25 protein-coding genes are annotated in these 22,001 nt (G+C 61.7%); 15 read left to right on the forward strand and 10 right to left on the reverse strand.

Translation table 11 applies throughout. The features are described 5' to 3' along the window. Window positions 1-230: 230 nt before the first annotated feature. Both AACY19_RS15140 and AACY19_RS15145 read left to right on the forward strand, forming a co-directional pair. Window positions 231-1,115: a sugar nucleotide-binding protein gene (locus tag AACY19_RS15140; RefSeq protein ID WP_339451439.1), complete on the forward strand. Its 885-nt coding sequence runs from the start codon at window positions 231-233 to the stop codon at window positions 1,113-1,115. Continuing rightward, the gene (locus AACY19_RS15145) at window positions 1,108-2,037 is read left to right on the forward strand and encodes an NAD-dependent epimerase/dehydratase family protein (RefSeq protein ID WP_339451441.1); all 930 of its coding nucleotides are present in this window, start codon (window positions 1,108-1,110) and stop codon (window positions 2,035-2,037) included. Before AACY19_RS15140 ends, AACY19_RS15145 begins: the two co-directional genes overlap by 8 nt. Before the next feature lie 181 nt (window positions 2,038-2,218). Here the strand turns inward: AACY19_RS15145 and AACY19_RS15150 are convergent, their stop codons facing one another. The 5 genes from AACY19_RS15150 to AACY19_RS15170 all read right to left on the reverse strand — a co-directional run bounded on the left by AACY19_RS15150 (window position 2,219) and on the right by AACY19_RS15170 (window position 6,388). After that, a complete protein-coding gene (locus AACY19_RS15150) occupies window positions 2,219-2,917 on the reverse strand; it encodes an OmpW/AlkL family protein (RefSeq protein WP_339451443.1) in 699 nt (232 codons plus the stop codon). 224 nt (window positions 2,918-3,141) lie between these two features. Further along, window positions 3,142-3,660, reverse strand: a complete 519-nt coding sequence (locus tag AACY19_RS15155; RefSeq protein WP_339451444.1) for a DUF3299 domain-containing protein — start codon at window positions 3,658-3,660, stop codon at window positions 3,142-3,144. Window positions 3,661-3,671: 11 nt separating this feature from the next. Continuing rightward, a complete protein-coding gene (locus AACY19_RS15160) occupies window positions 3,672-4,937 on the reverse strand; it encodes an ABC transporter permease (RefSeq protein WP_158959674.1) in 1,266 nt (421 codons plus the stop codon). Window position 4,938: 1 nt separating this feature from the next. Then, window positions 4,939-5,649, reverse strand: coding sequence for an ABC transporter ATP-binding protein (locus tag AACY19_RS15165; protein WP_339451447.1), 711 nt, complete (start codon window positions 5,647-5,649; stop codon window positions 4,939-4,941). A 139-nt stretch (window positions 5,650-5,788) separates the two neighbouring features. Next, entirely contained in the window at window positions 5,789-6,388 is a 600-nt protein-coding gene (locus AACY19_RS15170) for a DUF2796 domain-containing protein (RefSeq protein WP_339451449.1), read from the reverse strand. 135 nt (window positions 6,389-6,523) lie between these two features. Here AACY19_RS15170 and AACY19_RS15175 point away from each other — a divergent pair, with 135 nt between their 5' ends. After that, window positions 6,524-6,883, forward strand: a complete 360-nt coding sequence (locus AACY19_RS15175; RefSeq protein ID WP_339451451.1) for a hypothetical protein — start codon at window positions 6,524-6,526, stop codon at window positions 6,881-6,883. Window positions 6,884-6,887: 4 nt separating this feature from the next. On the opposite strand, the gene trxA is transcribed toward AACY19_RS15175, so the two are convergent. The 3 genes from trxA to AACY19_RS15190 form a co-directional block, all read right to left on the reverse strand. Then, on the reverse strand, window positions 6,888-7,760 hold the full coding sequence (gene trxA, locus AACY19_RS15180; protein ID WP_339451453.1) for a thioredoxin: 873 nt from the start codon (window positions 7,758-7,760) through the stop codon (window positions 6,888-6,890). A 162-nt stretch (window positions 7,761-7,922) separates the two neighbouring features. Continuing rightward, a complete protein-coding gene (locus AACY19_RS15185) occupies window positions 7,923-8,576 on the reverse strand; it encodes a class I SAM-dependent methyltransferase (protein WP_339451455.1) in 654 nt (217 codons plus the stop codon). Further along, window positions 8,573-9,037, reverse strand: coding sequence for a YbaY family lipoprotein (locus tag AACY19_RS15190; RefSeq protein WP_339451457.1), 465 nt, complete (start codon window positions 9,035-9,037; stop codon window positions 8,573-8,575). The genes AACY19_RS15185 and AACY19_RS15190 overlap by 4 nt, the downstream gene beginning before the upstream one ends. Window positions 9,038-9,165: 128 nt before the next feature. Here AACY19_RS15190 and nrdR point away from each other — a divergent pair, with 128 nt between their 5' ends. The 12 genes from nrdR to AACY19_RS15250 all read left to right on the forward strand — a co-directional run bounded on the left by nrdR (window position 9,166) and on the right by AACY19_RS15250 (window position 17,900). Further along, a complete protein-coding gene (gene nrdR, locus AACY19_RS15195) occupies window positions 9,166-9,630 on the forward strand; it encodes a transcriptional regulator NrdR (protein WP_007910946.1) in 465 nt (154 codons plus the stop codon). Beyond that, a complete protein-coding gene (gene ribD / locus AACY19_RS15200) occupies window positions 9,627-10,757 on the forward strand; it encodes a bifunctional diaminohydroxyphosphoribosylaminopyrimidine deaminase/5-amino-6-(5-phosphoribosylamino)uracil reductase RibD (protein WP_339451459.1) in 1,131 nt (376 codons plus the stop codon). The genes nrdR and ribD overlap by 4 nt, the downstream gene beginning before the upstream one ends. A gap of 47 nt (window positions 10,758-10,804) precedes the next feature. Continuing rightward, the gene (locus tag AACY19_RS15205; RefSeq protein WP_339451461.1) at window positions 10,805-11,470 is read left to right on the forward strand and encodes a riboflavin synthase; all 666 of its coding nucleotides are present in this window, start codon (window positions 10,805-10,807) and stop codon (window positions 11,468-11,470) included. 32 nt (window positions 11,471-11,502) lie between these two features. Further along, window positions 11,503-12,594 carry a bifunctional 3,4-dihydroxy-2-butanone-4-phosphate synthase/GTP cyclohydrolase II gene (ribBA, locus tag AACY19_RS15210; RefSeq protein ID WP_039761895.1) on the forward strand — a complete coding sequence of 364 codons (1,092 nt, stop codon included), beginning with the start codon at window positions 11,503-11,505 and terminating at the stop codon, window positions 12,592-12,594. Window positions 12,595-12,685: 91 nt separating this feature from the next. Then, window positions 12,686-13,162: a 6,7-dimethyl-8-ribityllumazine synthase gene (gene ribH, locus AACY19_RS15215; protein ID WP_003228649.1), complete on the forward strand. Its 477-nt coding sequence runs from the start codon at window positions 12,686-12,688 to the stop codon at window positions 13,160-13,162. Then, window positions 13,159-13,659, forward strand: a complete 501-nt coding sequence (gene nusB / locus AACY19_RS15220) for a transcription antitermination factor NusB (protein ID WP_339451463.1) — start codon at window positions 13,159-13,161, stop codon at window positions 13,657-13,659. The genes ribH and nusB overlap by 4 nt, the downstream gene beginning before the upstream one ends. Before the next feature lie 18 nt (window positions 13,660-13,677). Then, window positions 13,678-14,643, forward strand: coding sequence for a thiamine-phosphate kinase (thiL, locus tag AACY19_RS15225; protein ID WP_339451465.1), 966 nt, complete (start codon window positions 13,678-13,680; stop codon window positions 14,641-14,643). Next, window positions 14,640-15,143 (forward strand): phosphatidylglycerophosphatase A family protein, encoded by a 504-nt coding sequence (locus AACY19_RS15230; protein ID WP_003228639.1) that lies wholly within the window; start codon window positions 14,640-14,642, stop codon window positions 15,141-15,143. Before thiL ends, AACY19_RS15230 begins: the two co-directional genes overlap by 4 nt. Before the next feature lie 37 nt (window positions 15,144-15,180). After that, window positions 15,181-15,918, forward strand: coding sequence for a substrate-binding periplasmic protein (locus AACY19_RS15235; RefSeq protein WP_339451467.1), 738 nt, complete (start codon window positions 15,181-15,183; stop codon window positions 15,916-15,918). Between the two features lie 148 nt (window positions 15,919-16,066). Beyond that, the gene (ribA, locus tag AACY19_RS15240) at window positions 16,067-16,684 is read left to right on the forward strand and encodes a GTP cyclohydrolase II (RefSeq protein ID WP_016984117.1); all 618 of its coding nucleotides are present in this window, start codon (window positions 16,067-16,069) and stop codon (window positions 16,682-16,684) included. Continuing rightward, on the forward strand, window positions 16,681-17,100 hold the full coding sequence (locus AACY19_RS15245) for an MFS transporter (RefSeq protein ID WP_339451470.1): 420 nt from the start codon (window positions 16,681-16,683) through the stop codon (window positions 17,098-17,100). Before ribA ends, AACY19_RS15245 begins: the two co-directional genes overlap by 4 nt. After that, the gene (locus AACY19_RS15250; RefSeq protein ID WP_339451472.1) at window positions 17,100-17,900 is read left to right on the forward strand and encodes a cobalamin-binding protein; all 801 of its coding nucleotides are present in this window, start codon (window positions 17,100-17,102) and stop codon (window positions 17,898-17,900) included. The genes AACY19_RS15245 and AACY19_RS15250 overlap by 1 nt, the downstream gene beginning before the upstream one ends. A gap of 113 nt (window positions 17,901-18,013) precedes the next feature. Here AACY19_RS15250 and AACY19_RS15255 read toward each other — a convergent pair whose 3' ends face one another. Beyond that, window positions 18,014-19,897 (reverse strand): TonB-dependent receptor domain-containing protein, encoded by a 1,884-nt coding sequence (locus AACY19_RS15255; protein ID WP_339451474.1) that lies wholly within the window; start codon window positions 19,895-19,897, stop codon window positions 18,014-18,016. A gap of 139 nt (window positions 19,898-20,036) precedes the next feature. Continuing rightward, entirely contained in the window at window positions 20,037-21,935 is a 1,899-nt protein-coding gene (dxs, locus tag AACY19_RS15260; RefSeq protein WP_339451476.1) for a 1-deoxy-D-xylulose-5-phosphate synthase, read from the reverse strand. Window positions 21,936-22,001 lie beyond the last annotated feature (66 nt).

Genomic DNA, 22,001 nt, shown 5'->3' on the forward strand with positions numbered 1-22,001 from the left:
GTGGGAAGATGCAAGTACCGCTGGGATCTTCAGCGTCTGGCCGGCCCTCATCGCTGGCAAGCCAGCGAAGAGGCCAGTGGCCACAGCACAAATCCTTGGGATGTACACTTTACGAGTGACGGTTGCGCACTAAACCCGCAAAATGCAACGATTCCGGCAATGATCGGCGACGCTTCCAAAAGATCCGTCGTTCAAGCCATCGTTCCAATCAGACTGGGCCTGCTGACTCTATGCGAATGCGCCTTATGTTACTGGGCGGCGGAAATGCCCTTGGGCAGGCGCTGATTCGCCTCGGTGCAGAGGAAGACATCGGTTTCCTCGCCCCCCGCCCGCCCGAAAACGGCTGGGATGCCGCGAGCCTGACCCAACTGCTCGACGACACCCGTCCCGATGCGTTGATCAACCTCGCCTACTATTTCGACTGGTTTCAGGCCGAGGCCGTCAGCGAAAGCCGCATGGCCGGGCAGGAGCGCGCCATCGAGCGGCTGGCCGAACTGTGCCAGCACCACAACATCGTCCTCGTCCAGCCCTCCAGTTATCGGGTGTTCGACGGTTCGCGCGCGACGGCCTACAGCGAAAAAGACGAGCCAGTGCCGCTGGGTCTGCGCGGGCAAGCCTTGTGGCGCATCGAACAAAGCGTTCGCGCGACCTGTCCGCAACATGTGTTGTTGCGATTCGGCTGGCTGCTCGATGACAGCGCCGACGGCACCCTCGGACGTTTCCTCGCCCGCGCCGAGCAACCGGAAGAATTGCTGCTGGCCGATGATCGCCGGGGCAATCCGACCCCGGTTGACGACGCGGCTCGTGTCATCATCTCGGTGCTCAAGCAACTCGATTGCGCCGCGCCGCTGTGGGGCACGTATCACTACGCCGGCCATGAGGCGACCACACCGCTGGCGCTGGGCCAGGCGATTCTGACCGAAGCGCGCAGCCTGCACGCTCTGGCCATCGAAGCACCGACCGCACAGGCTCACGCCGCGCGCCCGGACGCTGGCGAAGAACCGCAACACGCGGTACTGGCCTGCAAGAAAATTCTGCACACTTTCGGGATCAAGCCGCGCGCCTGGCGTGCCGCGCTCCCGGCTTTACTGGATAGGTTTTATCGCCATGGCTGAAGGCCCTGTTTTAATCACCGGCGGCGCCGGTTTCATCGGTTCGCACCTGACCGACGCCTTGCTCGCCAAGGGCCACTCGGTGCGCATCCTCGATGACATGTCGACCGGCAAACGCGCCAATCTGCCGCTGGATAATCCCAAGGTCGAGTTGATCGTCGGCGACATCGCCGATGCCGCGCTGGTGGCTCAAGCCATGCAAGGTTGCAGCGCCGTGGCCCACCTGGCCGCCGTCGCCTCGGTGCAGGCTTCGGTGGATGATCCGGTGAAGACTCACCAGAGCAATTTCATCGGTACGCTGAATGTCTGCGAGGCCATGCGTCAGGCCGGGGTCAAGCGCGTGCTGTTCGCTTCGAGCGCGGCGGTCTACGGCAACAACGGCGAAGGCGAATCGATTGATGAAGACACGCCCAAGGCACCGCTGACGCCCTATGCGTCGGACAAACTGGCGAGCGAGCATTACTTCGATTTCTACCGCCGTCAGCATGATCTGCAACCGGCGATCTTCCGCTTCTTCAACATCTTCGGCCCACGCCAGGACCCGTCCTCGCCGTACTCCGGGGTGATCAGCATTTTCAGCGAGCGCGCGCAGAAAGGCCTGCCGATCACTGTGTTCGGTGACGGTGAACAGACGCGGGATTTCCTCTACGTCGAGGATCTGGTCGAGGTGCTGGTGCAGGCGCTGGAAAAGCCTGAAGTGCAAGCGGGTGCGGTGAATGTCGGCTGGAACCAGTCGATGAACCTCAAGCAAATGCTTGAGGCCCTGCAATCGGTGCTGGGTGAGTTGCCACCGGTCAGCTACGGCCCGGCGCGCTCCGGTGATATTCGCCATTCGCGGGCGAACAACACGCGGCTGCTGCAACGCTTCAAGCTGCCAGCGCAGACGCCGATGAGCGTCGGTCTGGCGCGATTGCTCGGCAAGTAAGCGTTTCGCGGACATGAAAAAGGCGCCCTTTGACAGGCGCCTTTTTCACGGCCGGAATTTATCGCGATCCCTGTGGTGAGGGGATTTATCCCCGATCAACTGCGTAGCAATCGCCTCAGTATCAAGTCTGCCCACCACCAAGCCTCATTCACCACCACGTGAACGTCCGGTAAAAATCAGCTTAGAACTTATAGCCCAGACCGACCATGTAGATGAACGGATCGACATCCACGTTCACCCGTGCGCGGGTGCCGGGTGCGACGGCGTTGTTCTCGACAGTGGCGCGGGTATCGATGTCGATGTAGCGCACTTGGGCGTTCAGCATGATGTTGTCGGTCAGCATGTAGTCCGCACCGACCTGCCAGGCCAGGCCCCAGGAATTCTTCGCCTTGAAGTTGCTGAAGCCATTGGATTGCGCTTCGCTGCCGACGTGCTCGTCGTAGATCCAGGTGTAGTTGATACCGCCGCCGACATAGGGCTGGAACGCCGACTTCGAATCCAGCGGGTAGTACACGACGCTGAGGGTCGGCGGCAGGTGTTTGAGGGTGCCGAGCTTGCCATTGGCCGCGGGCAGGGCGGTGCCCTTGAGCTTCACGTCGTGTTCGAACGGCGAGGCCGCCAGCAACTCGATACCGATGTTGTTGGTGACCATGTAGGCGAAGTTCAGGCCCAGTTGAGTGTCGCTGCTCATGGTCGCCTTGCCACCCAGATTGGTGCCGCTCAACGGCCCCTGATCGACCTTGACGCTGGAGCTGTCGGCCTTCGGGTTAACGGTGATCGCACCGGCGCGAACGATGATGTCGCCGGCTGTGTGGGCATGGGCGAGCGGGGCTGCGAGCGCGAAGGCAAACAGCGAAGCGCTGAGCAAGGACTTGTTCATGGGGGCTCCGAAAGGACGTTAAAAGTTTCTGATGTCCTATGGTACGAAGCCAGCTGATACGGTCTTTTGATTCAGCTCAATGAAACAGTGAAGTCGCCGGTTTTTGTGGAACCTTTGACGGCCCCTTCGCGAGCAAGCCCGCTCCCACAGGGGAGCGCATTTCAAATGTGGGAGCGGGCTTGCTCGCGAAGGGGCCCTTACAAACAGCACAGAACTACCGGGATCTACTCCGGCAACTCATACACATAAATCTTGTCCGCCGCCATCTGATACCCCGCATCCGCCAACTCGCTGCTCGACGCCTTGACCTGCAACGGCCCTTCGACCCAGTACGGCTGATACAACTCATCGAGCTTCACGCCCAACTCGCTTTTCACATGCACGATCTGGTTCGACGGTGGTGGGGGCACGTGGATGCACGCGCCGAAATACGGCACCAGCAGGAAGTCGGTGGTGCGCCCTTCTTCGTTCACTTCCAGCGGCACGATGTAGCCCGGCAGGCGAATGTTCTGACCGTCGAGGCTCTGCACCACCGGCGCATTTGGCATGTCCTGCTTTGCCGCCGGTGCAGACTCGGCAGACAGCGCATCGCCTATCTTCGACAAGTCGTGCAGCGGGGTCATGTTCGGCACTTCCGGCGCGGCGTCCGGCGGAATCATCTCCGACCACGTGAGGTCTTTCGGCGCCGCGGCCCACACAGGCAGGGCGACCAGCAAGAGCAGCGCGAGTACGGCGCGGGGCATGGTGAACATCCTCATAAACGGATCGACAGGCCATCGGCCAAAGATTGGCGATAAGCGCGCCAGGCCGGCACGCTGCCCATCAGCAGCGCGGCCGCCAGAATGCCACCGAGCAGCGTCCATTCATACTCGCTCGGCCACGCCAGCGGCAGATACAAACCGTAATTGGCCTGCACGTACCCCTGCGCGGCGGCAATGCCGATGTAGAGCAGTGCCAGACCGGCGATCACGCCGGTCAGCGCCAGGGCAAAAGCTTCCAGCACCAGCAGGCTCGCGATGTGCCATGGCCGCGCACCCACCGAACGCAGAATCGCCATCTCGCGGCGACGTTCGTTGAGGCTGGTGAGAATCGCCGTGAGCATGCCGATCAACCCGGTCAGCACCACGAACAATGACACCACGAACAACGCTTTTTCGGCGGTGCTCATCAGGCTCCACAACTCCTGCAACGCCACGCCCGGCAGAATCGCCAGCATCGGTTCGCCACGGAATTCGTTGATCTCGCGTTGCAGTGCAAAGGTGGAAATCTTGCTGTTGAGCCCGAGCATGAACGCAGTGATCGCTTGCGGCGTCAGGTCCATGTTGCGTGCCTGATCCGCCGTAATCCGCCCGTTGCCCCGCGCCGGCACGCCGTTGTGCCAGTCGATGTGTATCGCTTCCATGCCGCCGAGGCTGATGTGCAGCGTGCGATCAACCGGGGTGCCGGTGCGCTTGAGGATGCCGACCACGGTGAACGGTTTGTCGTCGTGTTTGACCAGACTGATCGCCGCCACACCGTGGGCCAGCACCAGTTTGTCACCGAGTTTGTAGTGCAGCGCGTCGGCCACTTCCGCGCCGAGTACCACTTCAAACGGATCGGTAGCAAATGCGCGACCGTCGGCCAGTGCCAGGTGTTGCTGGCGACCGTATTGATAGTGCTCGAAATAGGCTTCGGTGGTGCCCATCACGCGATAACCGCGATGGGAGTCGCCGAGGGACATCGGGATCGCCCACTTCACTTTCGGGTTGTTGGCGAAGTGTTCGAAGCTGTCCCAGCGGATGTTGTTGGTGGCGTTGCCGATGCGGAACACCGAGTACAGCAGCAGGTTTACCGAGCCCGAGCGGGCGCCGACGATCAGGTCGGTGCCGCTGATGGTGCTGGCGAAACTGGCTTTGGCTTCGGTGCGCACCCGTTCAACGGCGAGCAGCAGGCACACCGACAAGGCGATGGCGAACGCGGTGAGCAGGGCGGTGAAGCGGCGGTTGGCCAGGCTGGCCATGGCCAGACGAAACAGATACATCTCAGACCTCGGCAGACGTGACGGCGCGATTGAGTTCGGCCAGGGACAGGTGACGGTCGAACAGTGGCGCCAGACTCTGGTCATGGCTGACGAACAACAGACTGGAACCGGCTTCGCGGCATTCGGCGAACAGCAGGCGAATGAAGTTTTCCCGGGCATCGTAGTCGAGGGCCGAGGTCGGTTCGTCGGCAATCACCAGCTCTGGCTGGCCGATCAGGGCGCGCGCGGCGGCGACCCGTTGCTGCTGACCAATCGACAGCGAGTCGGCGCGACGGCTCAGGATGCTTTCGTCCTTCAATCCCAAGTGGGCGAGCAGGGTGGCAGCGGCTTGATCGACGCTGCCGTGGCGCTGTTTCGCCCGTTGCGCACGCAGTTTGGAAAAGTGACACGGCAGCTCAACGTTCTCGCGCACCGAGAGAAACGGCAGCAGGTTGAACTGCTGGAAGATGTAGCCGGTGTGATCGACGCGGAAGGTGTCGCGGGCGCCGGCGGAGAGTTCGGTGAGTTCCTGGCCAAGCAGGCGAATGCTGCCGCGACCGGGTTTCTGCACACCGCCGAGCAAACCGAGCAGGGTGGTCTTGCCGCTGCCGCTGGGACCTTTGAGGAACAGGGTTTCACCGGCTTCCAGGCGAAACGCCGGGATGTCCAGCAGCGGTGGGTGACCGGGCCAGTTGAAGCCCAGGTCGGACAGTTCGATGAGTGCTTGGGTCATGGCACCAGTTTCATGGTTGGACACTGATCCCTTGTGGGAGCGGGCTTGCTCGCGAATGCAATCGAACAGTCGACATTCATGTCGACTGATCCACCACTTTCGCGAGCAAGCCCCCTCCCACAGGGGTATTTCGGTGAATCTAGAATTTCAGCGCGGCAGTCTTGGCCGTTACTTCAGTGCCTTGCTGGCCGCTGGCGCTGATCAGTTGTACCTGAATTTTCTGCGTAGCCGGGAAGGTCTTGAAGACGTTTGCCAGATCCAGTGTCTTCAGTGCGCCCGGCGTTGCGCAGCTGAACTGATAGTGGGCGTGGATTTCGCTGTGGTCGTGGTGATGCTCGTGACCATCCTTGTCCGCTTCATCGTCGTCATGATCGTCGGCATCCGGCTTGTCGCCGAACAGCGGGCTTTCCAGTTCCTGGCTGGCGACCTTGCAACCTGCCGCCGCCGGGAGGCTGAACAGAACGAGCGGGTTTTCCAGTTGCGCGCGGGCAGCGGCGACCTTGGCCTTGTCGGCATCCGTGGTAGCCACGTGTTCGAAACCGACCAGGTTCATCGCCGGGCTTTCCAGCTCAAGCTCCAGGGTCTGGCCATCCAGCGCTGCGTTCAGACGACCGACGCCGTGTTCATGTGCGCCGAGGCTGCCGTGTTCATGGACGTGATCGTGGTCATGCTCATCGGCGGCATGGGCGATGGCCAGCGGCAACAGGGCAAACGGCAAAGCGAGCAGCAGACAACGCATGGTGGTCTCCGGGAAGTAAAGTGAAGAGTTTGTTATGTAATCTTATAACGAAAGTCCGCAGAGTTTGCCCGTGCGCTTGGCGTTGCACAAGTCCCGTGGGAGCATGCAGGTCAGAAATGTGCGGGAGCAAACTCAATGTTGCGGATACGCGGAACCGTCGGCGACGTGCCGGTGGACTTGACGGTGGAACTGGATGACAGCGACTGGACGAAGCTCGGTTCGGCGCTGAATGCGCAGGCACCGATTGCCCAGCCCGAGGCGACCGCGTCGGCGCCAGCGGCGAAACCGCTGAATCAGGACGATGCGTTGTGGCAGATGGCGAAAGATCTGTTGCGCAAGGTCGGGCAACTCAGCGGGCCGGATCTGCTTGATCAGCTTGAAGCGCTGACCGGCAGCGCGGTGGCAGGCAAGCGCTTGCTGGTGCGCCTGCGCCATAGTCCGGACGTGAAAGTGTTGAGCGGCGGGGATACGCCGCTCTACAGTTGGGTCGAATGAGGGCTTAGTACAGCGCCGCAAACATCTTGCGGCGGTACACCGTCACCAGCGGGTGTTCATTGCCCAGCAGCTCGAACACCTGTAGCAAGGTCTTGTGCGGCAACCCCTCGCCATAGCTGCGATTGCGGATGAACAGCTTGAGCATTGCCTCCAGCGCCGCTTCGTACTGCTGACGCGCCAGTTGCTGGATCGCCAGTTGATACACCGCTTCGTCGTCCTGCGGATCTTTCGCCAGACGCGCTTTCAGGTCGGCGGCATCCGGCAGGTCACGAGCAAGTCCGAGGAACTGGATCTGCGCCTTGGCACCGGCCAACGCGGCCTTGTGCTCATCGCTCTTGACCGCGTCGAGCACGGCTTGCGCCTCGCCCAGTTCGCCGCGTTCGGTCAGGCAGCGCGCATAAAGAATCAGCGCCCTGGCGTTGGTGTTGTCTTCATTGAGCATCACCGCCAGTACTGCTTCGGCATCGGCGTAACGACCGTCATCGAACAACGCCTGAGCCTGCTCGAACGGATCGGCAGCCGCGGGCGGTGGCATCTGTACATGCGGCTCAAGCAAGGCGCGCACCGCGGATTCCGGCTGCGCACCGGCAAAACCGTCGACCGGTTGACCGTCCTTGAACAGCACGACGGTCGGCAGGCTGCGAATGCCGAAACGGGCGATGATGTCCTGCTCGATGTCGCAGTTGACCTTGGCCAGCAGCAATTCGCCCTGATAGCTCTCGGCGATGCCTTGCAGCATCGGCATCAACGCCTTGCACGGCGCACACCATTCGGCCCAGAAATCCACCAGCACCGGTTTGTTGAAAGAAGCCTCGATCACCGACTGGTCGAAATCGGCCGTCGTGGCGTCGAAGATGTACGGCGTTTGCTCACTCATGGGGGATCTCGTCAAAGCGTGGATGGGGCAACTATACGGCTTGGCGGGGTGTGGCCGGAAGGCAGAGATGTGTTGTCTGGCAGGACGCCTTCGCGAGCAGGCTCGCTCCCACATTTGGAATGCGTTCCCCTGTGGGAGCGAGCCTGCTCGCGAAGCTTTTAGCTAGCGCCGCGCATGGTAAAGGCTGACATGCCGAAATTCCTCCGGCTCCGCCAGATCCGGCAAGGTCATCGCCTCAAGCATTTCAATGCGCTGATACAACGGATGCCGAAAATCCCGAACCCGCGAATCCGCCACCAACGCCTCACGGCCACGACTTAAAAACGCATCGAGCAACGGCAGATTCGCCCGGTCGTACAACACGTCCGCCACCAGAATCAGATCAAACCGGTCGGCCTCGGCAAAGAAATCTGTCGAATAGCCCATCTCGACATTATTCAGCGCGGCATTCGCCCGGCACGCGGAAATCGCCAGCGGATCGAGATCGCAGGCTACCACCTCAAGCGCCCCGGCCTTGACCGCTGCGATCCCGGCAATCCCGGAACCGGCGCCGAAATCCAGCACGCGCTTGCCGCGCACCCACTCGGGAAACTCCCCCAGATAACGCGCCACTGCCAGACCGCTGGCCCAGCAGAAACCCCAATAGGGTGGCTCGTGCAGAATTCGCTGGATTTCTTCCTGACTGAATTCGCGATCCATGTTGTCGCCGTCGATCAGCCACAACTGCAAATCGGTGTCCGGCAACGCACAGACCTTGAGTCTGGCGTCGCCGAGCAATTCACCTAACGCCTGTTGCAGGTCGAGCGGTGCATTCATGGTGCTTTGACAAATTGCAACTGGCCCAGCGCCTGAGAAGCCGGCTGGGTGATGGTTTGCGACGGCAGATGCAAAATCAACTGGCCGGACTGGCTGGCGCGGCCACGCAGTTCAACCCGCGCACCGGCGGGGAAGGCGTCCGGGTTGAAGCGCAGGCGAAACGGCAGGATCTGGTTGTTGCCGATCAGGCTGGAACTGGCGAGCAGTTGTTGCGGGCGATCCTTTGCATCGATCACCAGCAGCGCCAGCTCGACTTCGGCGCCGGCCGGAATGCCCTGAAGGGTGCCGCTCAGTTCCCGTTGATAGGCCGGCAGCGGGCCGAGGTCAGCGGCTTCCTTGGCTTTTTTCTGTGCCTGTTGTGGCGCAGGACCTGGTGTCGGCGGCTGAGGCTTGGGTGCATCGCTGCCACAGGCCACCAGCAGGCTGAAAAGACTGAGCAAAACGAGCGGACGTAACGGCATTGGAGGCTCCAGCAAAATGAAATCCATGGATCAAACGATCATGCCGTTCTGTATACCGCAAAGCCTATGGCTTGTCTTGCCACCGGGATGCGCTACCATGGCCCTCCCTTTTTTTGTTGCCAGCCACCATGCACTGTCCCTTCTGCGGTGCCAACGACACCAAGGTCATCGACTCGCGTCTGGTCGCCGAGGGCGAGCAGGTGCGCCGCCGGCGTGAATGCCTGGCCTGCGGCGAACGTTTCACGACGTTCGAGACGGCCGAACTGGTGTTGCCGCGCCTGATCAAAACCGACGGCAGCCGCCAACCGTTCGACGAAGAAAAACTCCGCGCCGGCATGCAACGCGCCCTGGAGAAACGTCCGGTGAGCGTCGAGCGCCTCGAATCCTCTCTGGTTCACATCAAGCACAAGCTGCGGGCCACCGGCGAGCGCGAGGTCAAATCCCTCGTGGTCGGCGAACTGGTGATGGCCGAATTGCAAAAGCTTGATGAAGTCGCCTACATCCGTTTCGCTTCGGTGTACAAGCGCTTCCAGGATCTCAACGAATTCCGCGAAGAAATCGACCGCCTCGCCCGCGAACCGGTGAAAGAATGACCGCCGCCGAGCAGGCCATCCTCGACGCCCGCTTCATGGCCCGCGCGCTGGAACTGGCGCGCAAAGGTCACTACACCACGCACCCCAATCCTCGGGTTGGCTGCGTGGTCGTGCGTGACGGGCAGATTGTCGGCGAAGGCTGGCATGAACGCGCCGGCGAACCTCACGCCGAAGTACACGCCCTGTGCGCCGCCGGTGAGCTGGCCCGTGGCGCTACGGCTTACGTGACGCTCGAACCGTGCAGCCATCACGGCCGCACGCCGCCGTGTGCCGATGCTCTGGTGAATGCCGGGGTCGCTCGTGTGGTGGCAGCGATGCGTGATCCGAATCCGCAAGTGGCGGGGCGTGGTTTGCAGCGTCTGGCCGATGCCGGCATCGCGACTGGAAGCGGTGTGCTGGAAGCCGAGGCGCGCCAGCTCAATCAAGGTTTCCTGAAGCGCATGGAACACGGCTTGCCGTTCGTGCGGGTCAAGTTGGCGATGAGCCTCGACGGGCGCACGGCAATGGAAAACGGCGAGAGCCAATGGATCACCGGTCCGGCCGCACGTTCGGCGGTGCAGCGTCTGCGCGCTCAGGCCGCCGTGGTGCTGACCGGCGCCGACACGGTACTGGCCGACGGCGCGCGCTTGACTGTTCGCGCTGACGAACTGGGTCTGGACAGCGAGCAAACCGCACTGGCCATGAGTCGCCCGCCGCTGCGCGTGTTGATCGACGGACGCCTGCGCGTGCCGCTGGATGCGCCGTTCTTCAGGGCCGGACCGGCATTGGTCGCCACCTGTGTCGCGATCGAAGAGCAATACGCTCACGGCCCTGAGTGCCTGATCGTGCCGGGTGATGACGGACAGGTCGATCTGCCTCAATTGCTCATCGAGCTGGCCGGCCGAGGCACCAACGAAGTGCTGGTCGAGGCGGGGCCACGCTTGGCCGGCGCCTTCGCCCAGCTCGGCCTGGTCGACGAATTCGTGATCTTCATCGCCGGCAAGTTCCTCGGCTCCACGGCGCGTCCATTGCTGGACTGGCCGCTGGCCCATATGAAGGATGCGCCGGAACTGAAAATCACTGAAATTCGAGCGGTGGGCGATGACTGGCGAGTCACTGCAATCCCTGCTCGACCGGCGAGCGTATAATTCCCGGCCATCGCGTTAGCGCTGGCCCAGTTCTCAAGGAGAACCTCATGTTTACCGGCATCATCGAATCCATCGGCAGTATCCGCGCACTGACCCCAAAGGGCGGCGATGTGCGGGTACACGTCGCCACCGGCAAGCTCGACCTGAGCGACGTCAAACTCGGCGACAGCATCGCGGTCAACGGCGTCTGCCTGACCGCAGTTGAGCTGTCGGGCGACGGCTTCGCTGCCGACGTCAGCCGCGAAACCCTCGATTGCACCGCCATGAATGACCTGAAAAGCGGCAGCCCGGTCAATCTGGAGAAAGCCCTGACCCCCACCACCCGTCTCGGCGGGCATCTGGTCAGCGGCCACGTCGACGGTGTCGGCGAAATCGTCTCGCGCAGCGACAATGCCCGCGCTGTGGAATTTCGCATCCGCGCGCCGAAGGAGCTGGCCAGGTACATCGCCCACAAAGGCTCGATCACCGTCGACGGCACCAGCCTGACCGTGAACGCAGTCGATGGCGCCGAATTCATGCTGACGATCATTCCGCACACCCTGAGCGAAACCATCATGGCCTCGTACAAGCCGGGGCGCCGGGTGAATCTGGAAGTCGACTTGCTGGCGCGTTATCTGGAGCGTCTGCTCCTGGGCGACAAGGCCGCAGAGTCGAGCGCTGGTGGCACGATCACTGAAAGCTTTCTGGCCCAAAACGGCTACCTCAAATCCTGAAGCTCTAAATTTCGAAAGAAGGGGGGTGCCTTGTGGCGCTCAATAGCATCGAAGAACTGGTTGAAGACATCCGCCAAGGCAAAATGGTCATCCTCATGGATGACGAAGACCGCGAGAACGAAGGCGACCTGATCATGGCCGCCGAATGCTGCCAGGCCGAGCACATCAACTTCATGGCCAAGCACGCCCGTGGCCTGATCTGCATGCCGATGAGCCGCGAGCGCTGCGAACTGTTGAAGCTGCCGCTGATGGCGCCGCGCAACGGTTCCGGTTTCGGCACCAAGTTCACCGTGTCCATCGAAGCCGCCGAAGGCGTGACCACCGGCATCTCCGCTGCCGACCGCGCGCGCACCGTGCAAGCGGCTGCCGCCAAGGATGCCAAGGCTGAAGACATCGTCAGCCCGGGCCACATCTTCCCGCTGATGGCCCAGGCCGGCGGCACCCTCGCTCGCGCCGGCCACACCGAAGCCGCCTGCGACCTCGCGCGCATGGCCGGTTTCGAGCCGAGCGGGGTGATCTGCGAAGTGATGAACGACGACGGCACCATGTCCCGTCGCGCGGAGCTCGAAGCCTTCGCGGCCGAGCACAACATCAAGATCGGCACCATCGCCGACCTGATTCATTACCGGATGATCCACGAACGTACCGTTCAGCGGATTGCCGAGCAGCCACTGGACAGCGAACTGGGCCAATTCAACCTGGTGACCTATCGTGATTCCGTGGAAGGCGACGTGCACATGGCACTGACCCTGGGCACTGTTTGCGCCGAAGAACCGACCCTGGTTCGGGTGCACAACATGGACCCGCTGCGCGACTTGCTGATGGTCAAGCAACCAGGCCGCTGGAGCCTGCGCGCCGCCATGGCTGCGGTCGCCGAGGCGGGTAGCGGCGTGGTGCTGCTGCTCGGTCATCCGCTCGATGGCGACGTGTTGCTGGCGCACATCCGCGAAACCGGTGAGCAGGCAGCGCCGAAAAAACCGACCACCTACAGCATCGTCGGTGCCGGTTCGCAGATCCTGCGTGACCTCGGTGTACGCAAAATGCGCCTGATGTCTGCGCCAATGAAATTTAATGCGATATCCGGTTTCGATCTGGAAGTTGTAGAATACGTGCCCTCCGAATAATGACCGGTTGTTTCCGGACTCCGATTCGCGGCAAATAAATCACTGAGGGACGCGTAGCAGACGCGTCCCGGCTCTTTAAGAGAACTGACGAATGACCCTGAAGACCATCGAAGGTACCTTCATCGCCCCTAAAGGCCGCTACGCTCTGGTAGTGGGCCGTTTCAACAGCTTTGTTGTTGAAAGCCTGGTCAGCGGTGCAGTTGATGCCCTGGTTCGCCACGGCGTGAGCGAAAGCGACATCACCATCATCCGCGCACCTGGCGCCTTCGAAATCCCGCTGGTTGCGCAGAAAGTCGCCCAGAAAGGCGAGTTCGCAGCCATCATCGCCCTCGGCGCGGTCATTCGTGGCGGTACTCCGCACTTCGAATACGTGGCAGGCGAATGCACCAAGGGTCTGGCCCAGGTGTCCATGGAGTTCGGCGTGCCGGTCGCTTTCGGCGTCCTGACCGTTGATTCCATTGAGCAGGCCATCGAACGTTCCGGCACCAAGGCCGGTAACAAAGGTGCCGAAGCTGCCCTGTCCGCTCTGGAAATGGTCAGCCTGCTGGCGCAGTTGGAGGCCAAGTGATTAGCGACGAAAGCGATCGTTTCAACCCGCGCGAACCGCGTTCCGCCGACGCCGGCAAGCCTTCGAAAAGTGAAAAGCGCCGCGCTGCCCGTCAGTTGGCGACTCAAGCGCTGTATCAGTGGCACATGGCCAAGCAATCGCTGAACGAGATCGAAGCGCAGTTTCGCGTTGATAACGATTTCACCGATGTCGACGGTGCCTACTTCCGCGAAATCCTCCACGGGGTTCCGCAGTTCAAGACCGAAATCGACACAGCTCTCACGCCTTGCCTGGATCTGGTGATCGAAGAGCTCGACCCGGTTGAACTGGCAGTGCTGCGTCTGTCCACCTGGGAACTGCTCAAGCGCGTCGACGTGCCGTATCGCGTGGTGATCAACGAAGGGATCGAACTGGCGAAAGTCTACGGTTCCACCGACGGTCACAAGTTCGTCAACGGCGTGCTCGACAAGCTGGCCCCGCGCCTGCGTGAAGCTGAAGTGAAGGCGTTCAAGCGCTGATGAGCGCTTGATATCGCAATGGGCGAGTTTGAGCTGATCCGCAATTTTTTCGCCGCCGCGCCCTGTGCGCAGGGCGGCGAGGGCGTTGCTCTCGGGATCGGCGATGACTGCGCCTTGCTCGCTGTTCCTTGCGGGGAACAGTTGGCGATTTCTACCGATACGCTGGTGGCCGGTGTGCATTTCGCCGACCCCTGCGATCCGTTTCTGCTCGGTCAGCGCTCGCTGGCCGTCGCGGTCAGCGATCTGGCCGCCATGGGCGCCACGCCCGTTGCCTTTACCCTTGCCCTGACTGTGCCGACGGTGACCGCCGCTTGGCTGCAAACCTATGCCCGTGGTTTGAACCGCATGGCGCAGCGTTGCGGCGTGGCATTGGTCGGCGGCGATACCACGCGCGGGCCATTGAGCCTGACCGTCACCGTGTTCGGACGCGTTCCCGCTGGCCTGGCCTTGACCCGTAGCGGTGCGCAGCCGGGTGATTGGCTGTGTGTCGGCGGTGAGCTGGGCAACGCAGCCGGCGCCTTGCCGCTGGTGCTCGGTCAACGTGATACCGAACCGCAGATTGCCCAACCGCTGCTCGATCATTACTGGTCGCCACAACCGCAATTGGCGCTAGGCCAGGCCTTGCGCGGCAAAGCCACTTCGGCGCTGGACATCTCCGACGGCCTGCTCGCCGACTGTGGCCATATCGCCCTGGCATCGAAGGTGCGGCTTGAGATTGAACGCGAGCGCGTACCGTTGTCGGATGCTTTAGTGGCGTTTCTAGGTCTGCGCGGCGCTGAACGTGCGGCATTGAGCGGTGGCGATGATTACGTGCTGGCGTTCACGCTACCGCCCGTCGAGTTGCCGGCGCTGCTTGCCAATGGCTGGCCGATCCATGTGATCGGTCGCGTGGCTGAAGGTCAGGGCGTGGTGCTGCTGGATCGCAACGGCCATGACATCACCCCGCAAATCCGGGGCTATCAACATTTTCAGGAGACACCGTGACAGATCACCCGAAACAGGTTCCGGCCGAATTCGTTCCGCCGTCGGTCTGGCGCAATCCCTGGCATTTCCTCGCGTTCGGCTTCGGTTCGGGCACCTTGCCCAAGGCGCCGGGCACGTGGGGCTCGTTAGTTGCGCTACCCTTTATTCCGTTGTGGCAGATGTTGCCCGACTGGGGTTACTGGCTGATGCTCGGGATCACCATGCTGTTCGGCTTCTGGCTGTGCGGCAAAGTGGCCGACGATCTGCGGGTACACGATCACGAAGGCATCGTCTGGGACGAAATGGTCGGGATGTGGATCACCCTGTGGCTGGTGCCGGAAGGCTGGTACTGGTTGCTTGCGGGTTTCCTGATGTTTCGCTTTTTCGACATTCTCAAGCCTTGGCCGATCCGCTGGATCGACCGGCATGTGCATGGCGGCGTCGGGATCATGCTCGATGACGTGCTGGCAGGTGTATTTGCCTGGCTGGCGATGCAGGGCCTGGTGTGGATTTTCGCCTGATTCCAAGGGATATCAGGGTCAAGTGAGGGAACTAGGGATGGCTCGACGCTGGCTGGCGTTAGCGGTTTTTGCTTTGCTGAGCACCGTCGCCGGTGCGCAGGAAGCTGCGCCGCCGCCTGCGGTCATCCACCTGGCCAGCGAAGACTGGGAAGACTACACCGCCGCCGACGGCCACGGCCTGGGTTGGGATGTACTGCGAAAGGTCTTCGAACCCGCCGGGGTCAAGCTGGACATTCGCACGGTGCCTTACACCCGTTCGGTCGGGCTGGTGCAGTTGAAGGAAGTCGACGCGCTAGTCGGCTCTTACCGTGACGAAGCCGAACAGGTCGTGTACCCGCACTGGAATTTCGATTCCGACCATATTTACGCGTTGGGTCTGGCCGGTAACCCATCGCCCACCCAGGAGACGCTGGGCAAGTATCGGCTGGCCTGGGTGCGCGGCTATCGCTACGAAAACTACCTGCCGAACATCAAACGCTACAACCAGATCGAGCGCCGCACCGGGATTCTGTCGATGCTCAAGCAGGGACGCGCGGATTACTACATTGATGCACTGACCGAGATCGAAGCTGTGGTGAAAACCGCAGCCGACCCAGCGCAGTATCGGTATTCGCATCTGGCCGAGTTGCCGTTGTTTCTCGGCTTTGCCGACACCCCACAGGCGCGAGCGCTGATGACGCTGTATGACCAGCGCATGGAACAGTTGGTGAAGAGCGGCGAGTTGAAGCCGATCTTCGAGAAGTGGAAGCAGCCGTACCCGTTCGTCTCGAACTGACCACATACCCTTGTGGGGGCGAGGCAACTCGGTTGTTATCAAACTTTTTGATCGTTATGCCCGATAATTCAGCCTAAGCGTCGGTAAGAAGCTGCTGTTACAATGCCGGCCTGCGAATTTTCAGACTCTTTAGATCAGGAGCACACCGGTGCCTGTCGTCTTTGTCGCCGCTTCCAAGCTGCCCACACCCTTTGCGCAATTCACCATGCACGGTTTTCTCGATGAAGCCACCGGTCGCGAGCACGTGGTGCTCAGCCTGGGTGAAATTGCCGACGGTGCCCCGGTACTCGGCCGGTTGCACTCCGAATGCCTGACCGGCGATGCCTTGTTCAGCCAGCGTTGCGACTGCGGCTCGCAACTGGAAGGCGCCCTCAAGGCCATCGCCCGTGAAGGGCGTGGCGTGTTGCTGTACCTGCGTCAGGAAGGTCGTGGCATCGGCCTGCTGAACAAAATTCGCGCCTACGAATTACAGGACGGCGGCGCCGACACCGTTGAAGCCAACGAGCGTCTCGGCTTCGCCGCCGACCAGCGTGACTACGCCATGTGCCTGCCGATGCTCGAGCACCTCGGTGTCAAATCCCTGCGTCTGATGACCAACAACCCGCGCAAGGTCAAAGCCCTGACCGACATGGGCATCACGGTCGCCGAGCGCGTGCCGCTGCACACCGGCCACAATCCACACAACAAACTCTATCTGGCGACCAAGGCCAGCAAGCTCGACCACATGATGGGCAATGAGCATCAGGGCGAGGTTGATCGCGCGTGACGCGGGGTCAGGTGCGCCGCCGGTTGGCGGTCGACTGGTGGAAATACCTCGCACTGGCGCTGCTGCCGTTGTTTGTCCTCAACGCGCTGTTTGGTCAGGGCGAAGGGGTTCTGCCGGTGCTGGCGATGCCGTTGTTTATCGCCGGTGTGGCGTCGATGTTTGTCAGCCTGAAGTTTTTCGGCGGCTACAAACACGCGCTGATCGCCACGCAGAAGGCTCTCGACACGGCGGATGAGCCGGCGGCATGGATTGCACTCGCCGCTCGTCGTCGTACTGCATTTCTTGCCGCAGCGCTGCCCGCGTGGATCGGCGCACTGGCGGTGTTCGTCGCTCTCGAAGCCGTGCCGTTGATGCTGCTGGCACTGTCCACAGCGGTGCTGTTCTACCTCTACCGTATCCCGCGTCAACTCGGCTGATGCGCCGGTACTGGCTGGCGGTTCTGCTGCTGGCCGTCAGCGGCCCCGCGCTATCGGCGCTGCGGGTCGTCAGTCTCGCTCCGTCTCTTTCTGAAATCGTTGTTGAACTGGGTTCGGCTGATCTGCTGGTCGGTGTGCTGGATGCGGGAGAGCGTCCGGCGGAAATTGCCAGCGTGCCGTCTGTTGGCCGCTATGGCCAACTCGACATGGAACAGTTGCTCAGCCTCAAACCTGACTTGCTGTTGCTTTGGCCCGGCAGCGTCGGCCCGGCGCAGCGTGATCAACTCAAGCGCCTGGGGCTGCCGACCTTCGTCGCCGAACCGCATTCTCTTGAACAACTCGCCACGCAGATCGAAGCCATTGCCGCGCAATTGGGGCGTCCCGAACGCGGGCTGACACGGGCGGCAGCGTTGCGCGAACAACTCGCAGAACTGCGCCAGCACTATCGCCGGGAAGTGCCTTTGCGGGTCTTCTACCAGGTCTGGGACAAGCCGCTGTACACCGTCGGTGGCGGGCAGATCATCAGCGATGCGCTGGAGGTATGCGGGGCGCGCAATGTGTTCGCTGACCTGAGTCTGCCGGCGCCGCAGGTGAGTATTGAGGCGGTGTTGCAGCGCGACCCTGAAGTGATTCTGGCGAGTGATCAGGCGCAGTTGAATGCGTGGAGCGCCTGGCCGCAGGTAGCAGCGGTGAAGCAGGAAAAATTACTGTTGGTCACCGACAAAGGGCTTGAACGCCCCAGCGGCCAGATGATCGATGCAACGGCCAAGCTCTGCCAATTGATTGCACCAGGCCGCTGAAACCGAGGTGACTTCTTTCGCGAGCAAGCTCGCTCCCACAGGGGGAATGCATTCCAAATCGTGGGAGCGAGCCTGCTCGCGAAGGCGCCAGTCAGATCACTGCAGATTTCAGGTCAGAGTTGAGGAGTCCAGGTGACGCCGAACATCCACACCCGACCTTCCTCGCGATAGCCATATTGACTGCCGTCATAGCTGTAATTCGCCCGGCTGTAACCTTTGTCGAACACGTTATCGACCTTCAGATCCAGCTTGATCTCTCGGTTGAGCGCCCAACTGCTGCGCAAGCCGAATAACGCATAGCCACCCAGCGGGTTTTCATTTTTCAGATCGTCATAACTGCTGCTCACCGCCTGCCAACTGGCGCCGAGGCCAATCTGGTCGAACTGGCGATCAAGGTCCCAACTCGCGGTGCGACGTGCGCGGCGAGCCAGGGTATGGCCGGTGTCACGATCTCGCGGGTCGATGATCGCCACGCCCAGATTGCTCTGCCAGCCGAACAGTTCCTGCTTCAGCGCCGCTTCAAAGCCATTGATTCGCGCCGAAGCGACGTTCTCTGGACGTGAATTGCTGCCGAAGATGATCGCGTCTTCCAGATCCGTTCGGTAAATCGAGGCTTCCAGGCGACTGCTGTCGGTCAATTGGCTGCGCCACTGCAGCTCGTAGCTCTTCGAGGTTTCCGGCTTCAGGTCCGGGTTGCTGAAATCCGGGTAGTACAGGTCGTTGAAGGTCGGCGCGCGGAAGCCTTCGCTGTAGCTCAGCAACAGATCGTTGTCCGGATTCAGCGGCAGGGTGAAGGTACCGCTCCAGGTGTTCTGGCTGCCGAACTGCTGGTTGTCATCGTGGCGCAGGCCGAGTTCGGTAGAAAAACTGTCCGCCTGATAGCGGTGCTGGATAAAGGCAGCGCGGTTCCAGCGGCTGTCCTCGTCGAACACGGTGCTGCTGTTGACCCGGTCTTCGTACCAGTCGCCGCCGAGGATCAGGCTGTTGCGTGCATCCAGGGTCAGGTCGTTCTGCCAGTTCACCGAGTCGCGGTAGGTGTTGAACACCGTGCGCTCGTCGCTGAGCTTGTCGAAGGTCTTCTCGCGGTTTTCGGTGTGGCCAAACTCAAGGCGGGTGTTCCAGGTTTCGTTGACCCGGGCATCGACGTAACTACTGACGCTGTTGACGTTGAAATCGCTGTAGGGCTGCTGCTGCACCGACTCGAACGTGTTCATGTCGAAGCGGCCGAAGGGGTTGTCGAACTCGCTTTTGCCGCGGTTATCCAGCAGGTTGGCGCCGACTTCGATGTCGTCGGTCAGCGCATGGCTGAGGCTCAGGCTCACGGACTTGTTGCGATAGGCGTCGTGATCGCCATCGCTCGGGTACGACTCGTGGGTGCGGTCAATGCCGGCGGTTTCGTCCAGGCTGGCGCCAAGGTTGAAACGGGTTTTCTCATCGCCGCCGGACAGGCCAAGGCTGCGCTCCCACGTCTGGTTGCTGCCCAACCCGACGTGCAGACGCGGCTGCAAACCCGCCTCACTGCCACGGCGAGTGAAGATCTGAATCACTCCGCCAATCGCGTCGCTGCCGTAAATCACCGAACGCGAACCGCGCAGCACTTCCACCCGCTCGATCTGTTCGATGTTCAGGTGCTGCAGATTGCTGTCGCCCGAGGTCGAGTTGCCGATGCGCTGGCCGTCGACCAACACCAGGCTCTGCGCCGATTGCGTGCCGCGAACGTACACCCCCGGCAGACTCCCGCGTCCGCCGGTCTGCGCGACTTGCACGCCGGGTACTCGACGCAGCAAGTCCGCAACATCGCTCGGCTGCAGGCGATCAATGTCTTCGCGAGTGAACACGGTGTTGGCGGCGCTGCTGTCGTTGCGCGCTTCGACCTGACGGTTGGCGGAGATCAGCACGTCCGGCAGCTTCAGTGCCTGATCGCGTTCGAAGGTGTCAGCGAAGGCATTGATCGATGGCAGCAGAAGGAAGGGCAGGGCGAGGCGCGAGAGGTTCATGGCAATCCATCGGGATTTCAGATGTACACAAATCAAATGTGGGAGCGGGCTTGCTCGCGAATGCAGTGCATCAGTCAACACTGCGTTGATTGACGGTCCACTTTCGCGAGCAAGCCCGCTCCCACAGGGGTATTGCGCGTTACTTGTTGAGCAACTCCAGACGCTCACGAATCGAGGCTTCGATCCCGGCCTCGTCCAGCCCGCATTCGGCCAGCATTTGCGCAGGCTTGGCGTGCTCGACGTAAACATCCGGCAAGCCCAGATGCAGCATCGACTTGAGGATGTTCTCCCGTGCGAGGAACTCGCTGACCGCACCACCGGCGCCGCCCATGATCGCGTTCTCTTCGAGGGTCACCAGTAACTCATGGCTGCCGGCAATCTCGCGCACCAGCGCTTCGTCGAGCGGTTTGACGAAACGCATGTCGACCACGGTGGCATCCAGTTTCTCAGCCACCTTCAGTGCCTCGGCCAGTTGCACGCCGAACACCAGCACAGCGACTTTGCTGCCCTGGCGACGAACGATGCCCTTGCCGATTTCGATCGGTTCGAGGTCTTTGTCGATGGTCGCATTCGGGCCGCTGCCGCGCGGATAACGCACCGCCGCCGGACCGTTGTAGAGGTGGCCGGTGGTGAGCATTTTACGCAGTTCGTTTTCATCGCTCGGGGTCATGATGACCATGCCCGGGATGCAGCGCAGGTACGACAGATCGAAGCTGCCAGCGTGGGTCGGGCCGTCTTCGCCAACCAGACCGGCGCGGTCGATGGCGAACAGCACGTCGAGGTTCTGCACCGCAACGTCATGCACCAGTTGATCGTAACCGCGCTGAAGGAATGTCGAGTAGATCGCCACCACCGGTTTTGCGCCTTCGCAGGCCATGCCGGCCGCGAACGTCACCGCGTGTTGCTCGGCAATCGCCACGTCGAAGTAGCGCAGCGGGAAACGCTCGCTGAATGCGACCAGATCCGAGCCTTCTTTCATTGCCGGGGTAATCCCGACCAGACGTGGGTCGGCAGCAGCCATGTCGCACAGCCACTCGCCGAACACCGCCGAATACTTCGGCCCGCCCGCCTTTTTCGGTGCAGCGGCCGGAGCGTCCAGTGGTTCGAGCTTGGTAATCGCGTGATAACCAATCGGATCGACTTCCGCCGGGGCGAAGCCTTTGCCTTTCTTGGTGACGATGTGCAGGAACTGCGGGCCTTTCAGGTCACGCATGTTGCGCAGGGTGGCGATCAGGGTCGGCAAGTCATGGCCGTCAATCGGGCCGATGTAGTTCCAGCCCAGCTCCTCGAACAGGGTGCCGGGAACCAGCATGCCTTTGGCGTATTCTTCGGTGCGACGGGCGATTTCCCAGGCGCCGGGCAGGCGCGACAGGACTTTCTTGCTGCCTTCACGCATGCTCGCGTAGGTGCGGCTGGAAAGGATCTTCGCCAGATAATTGGACAGACCGCCGACGTTGCGCGAGATCGACATGTCGTTGTCGTTGAGGATCACCAGCATGTTGGCGTTGACTTCCGGCGCGTGGTTCAGCGCCTCGAAAGCCATGCCGGCGGTCAACGCGCCATCGCCGATCACGGCAATCGCCTTGCGATCACTGTTTTGCAGGCGGGCGGCAATGGCCATGCCCAGCGCTGCGCTGATCGACGTGCTGGAGTGGCCGACGCCAAAGGTGTCGTACTCGCTCTCGGAGCGGCGCGGGAAAGCGGCGATGCCGTCCTTCTGCCGCAGGGTGCCCATGCGCTCGCGGCGACCGGTGAGGATCTTGTGCGGATACGCTTGATGCCCGACGTCCCACAGCAGACGGTCGTCCGGTGTGTCAAAGACGTAATGCAACGCGATGGTCAGCTCGATCACGCCCAGGCCGGCACCGAAATGCCCACCGGTCTGACCGACCGTGTAGAGCAATTCCAGGCGCAATTCATCGGCCAGGGTTTCCAGCTCGGCTTCGCCTAACCGGCGCAGGCCGTCCGGCGTGTTCGCGCGGTCGAGCAGGGGCGTGGTCGGGCGCTTGCGGGGAATCTCATGAAACGTCGTGGGCATCAGGCGAATCGTTATAGGTATAGAAGATGCGGCAGTTTACCTGATGCATCGCCCCCTGCCCACGCG

Source organism: Pseudomonas sp. EA_5y_Pfl2_R50 (genome assembly GCF_963970475.1).
Classification (GTDB): Bacteria; Pseudomonadota; Gammaproteobacteria; order Pseudomonadales; family Pseudomonadaceae; genus Aquipseudomonas.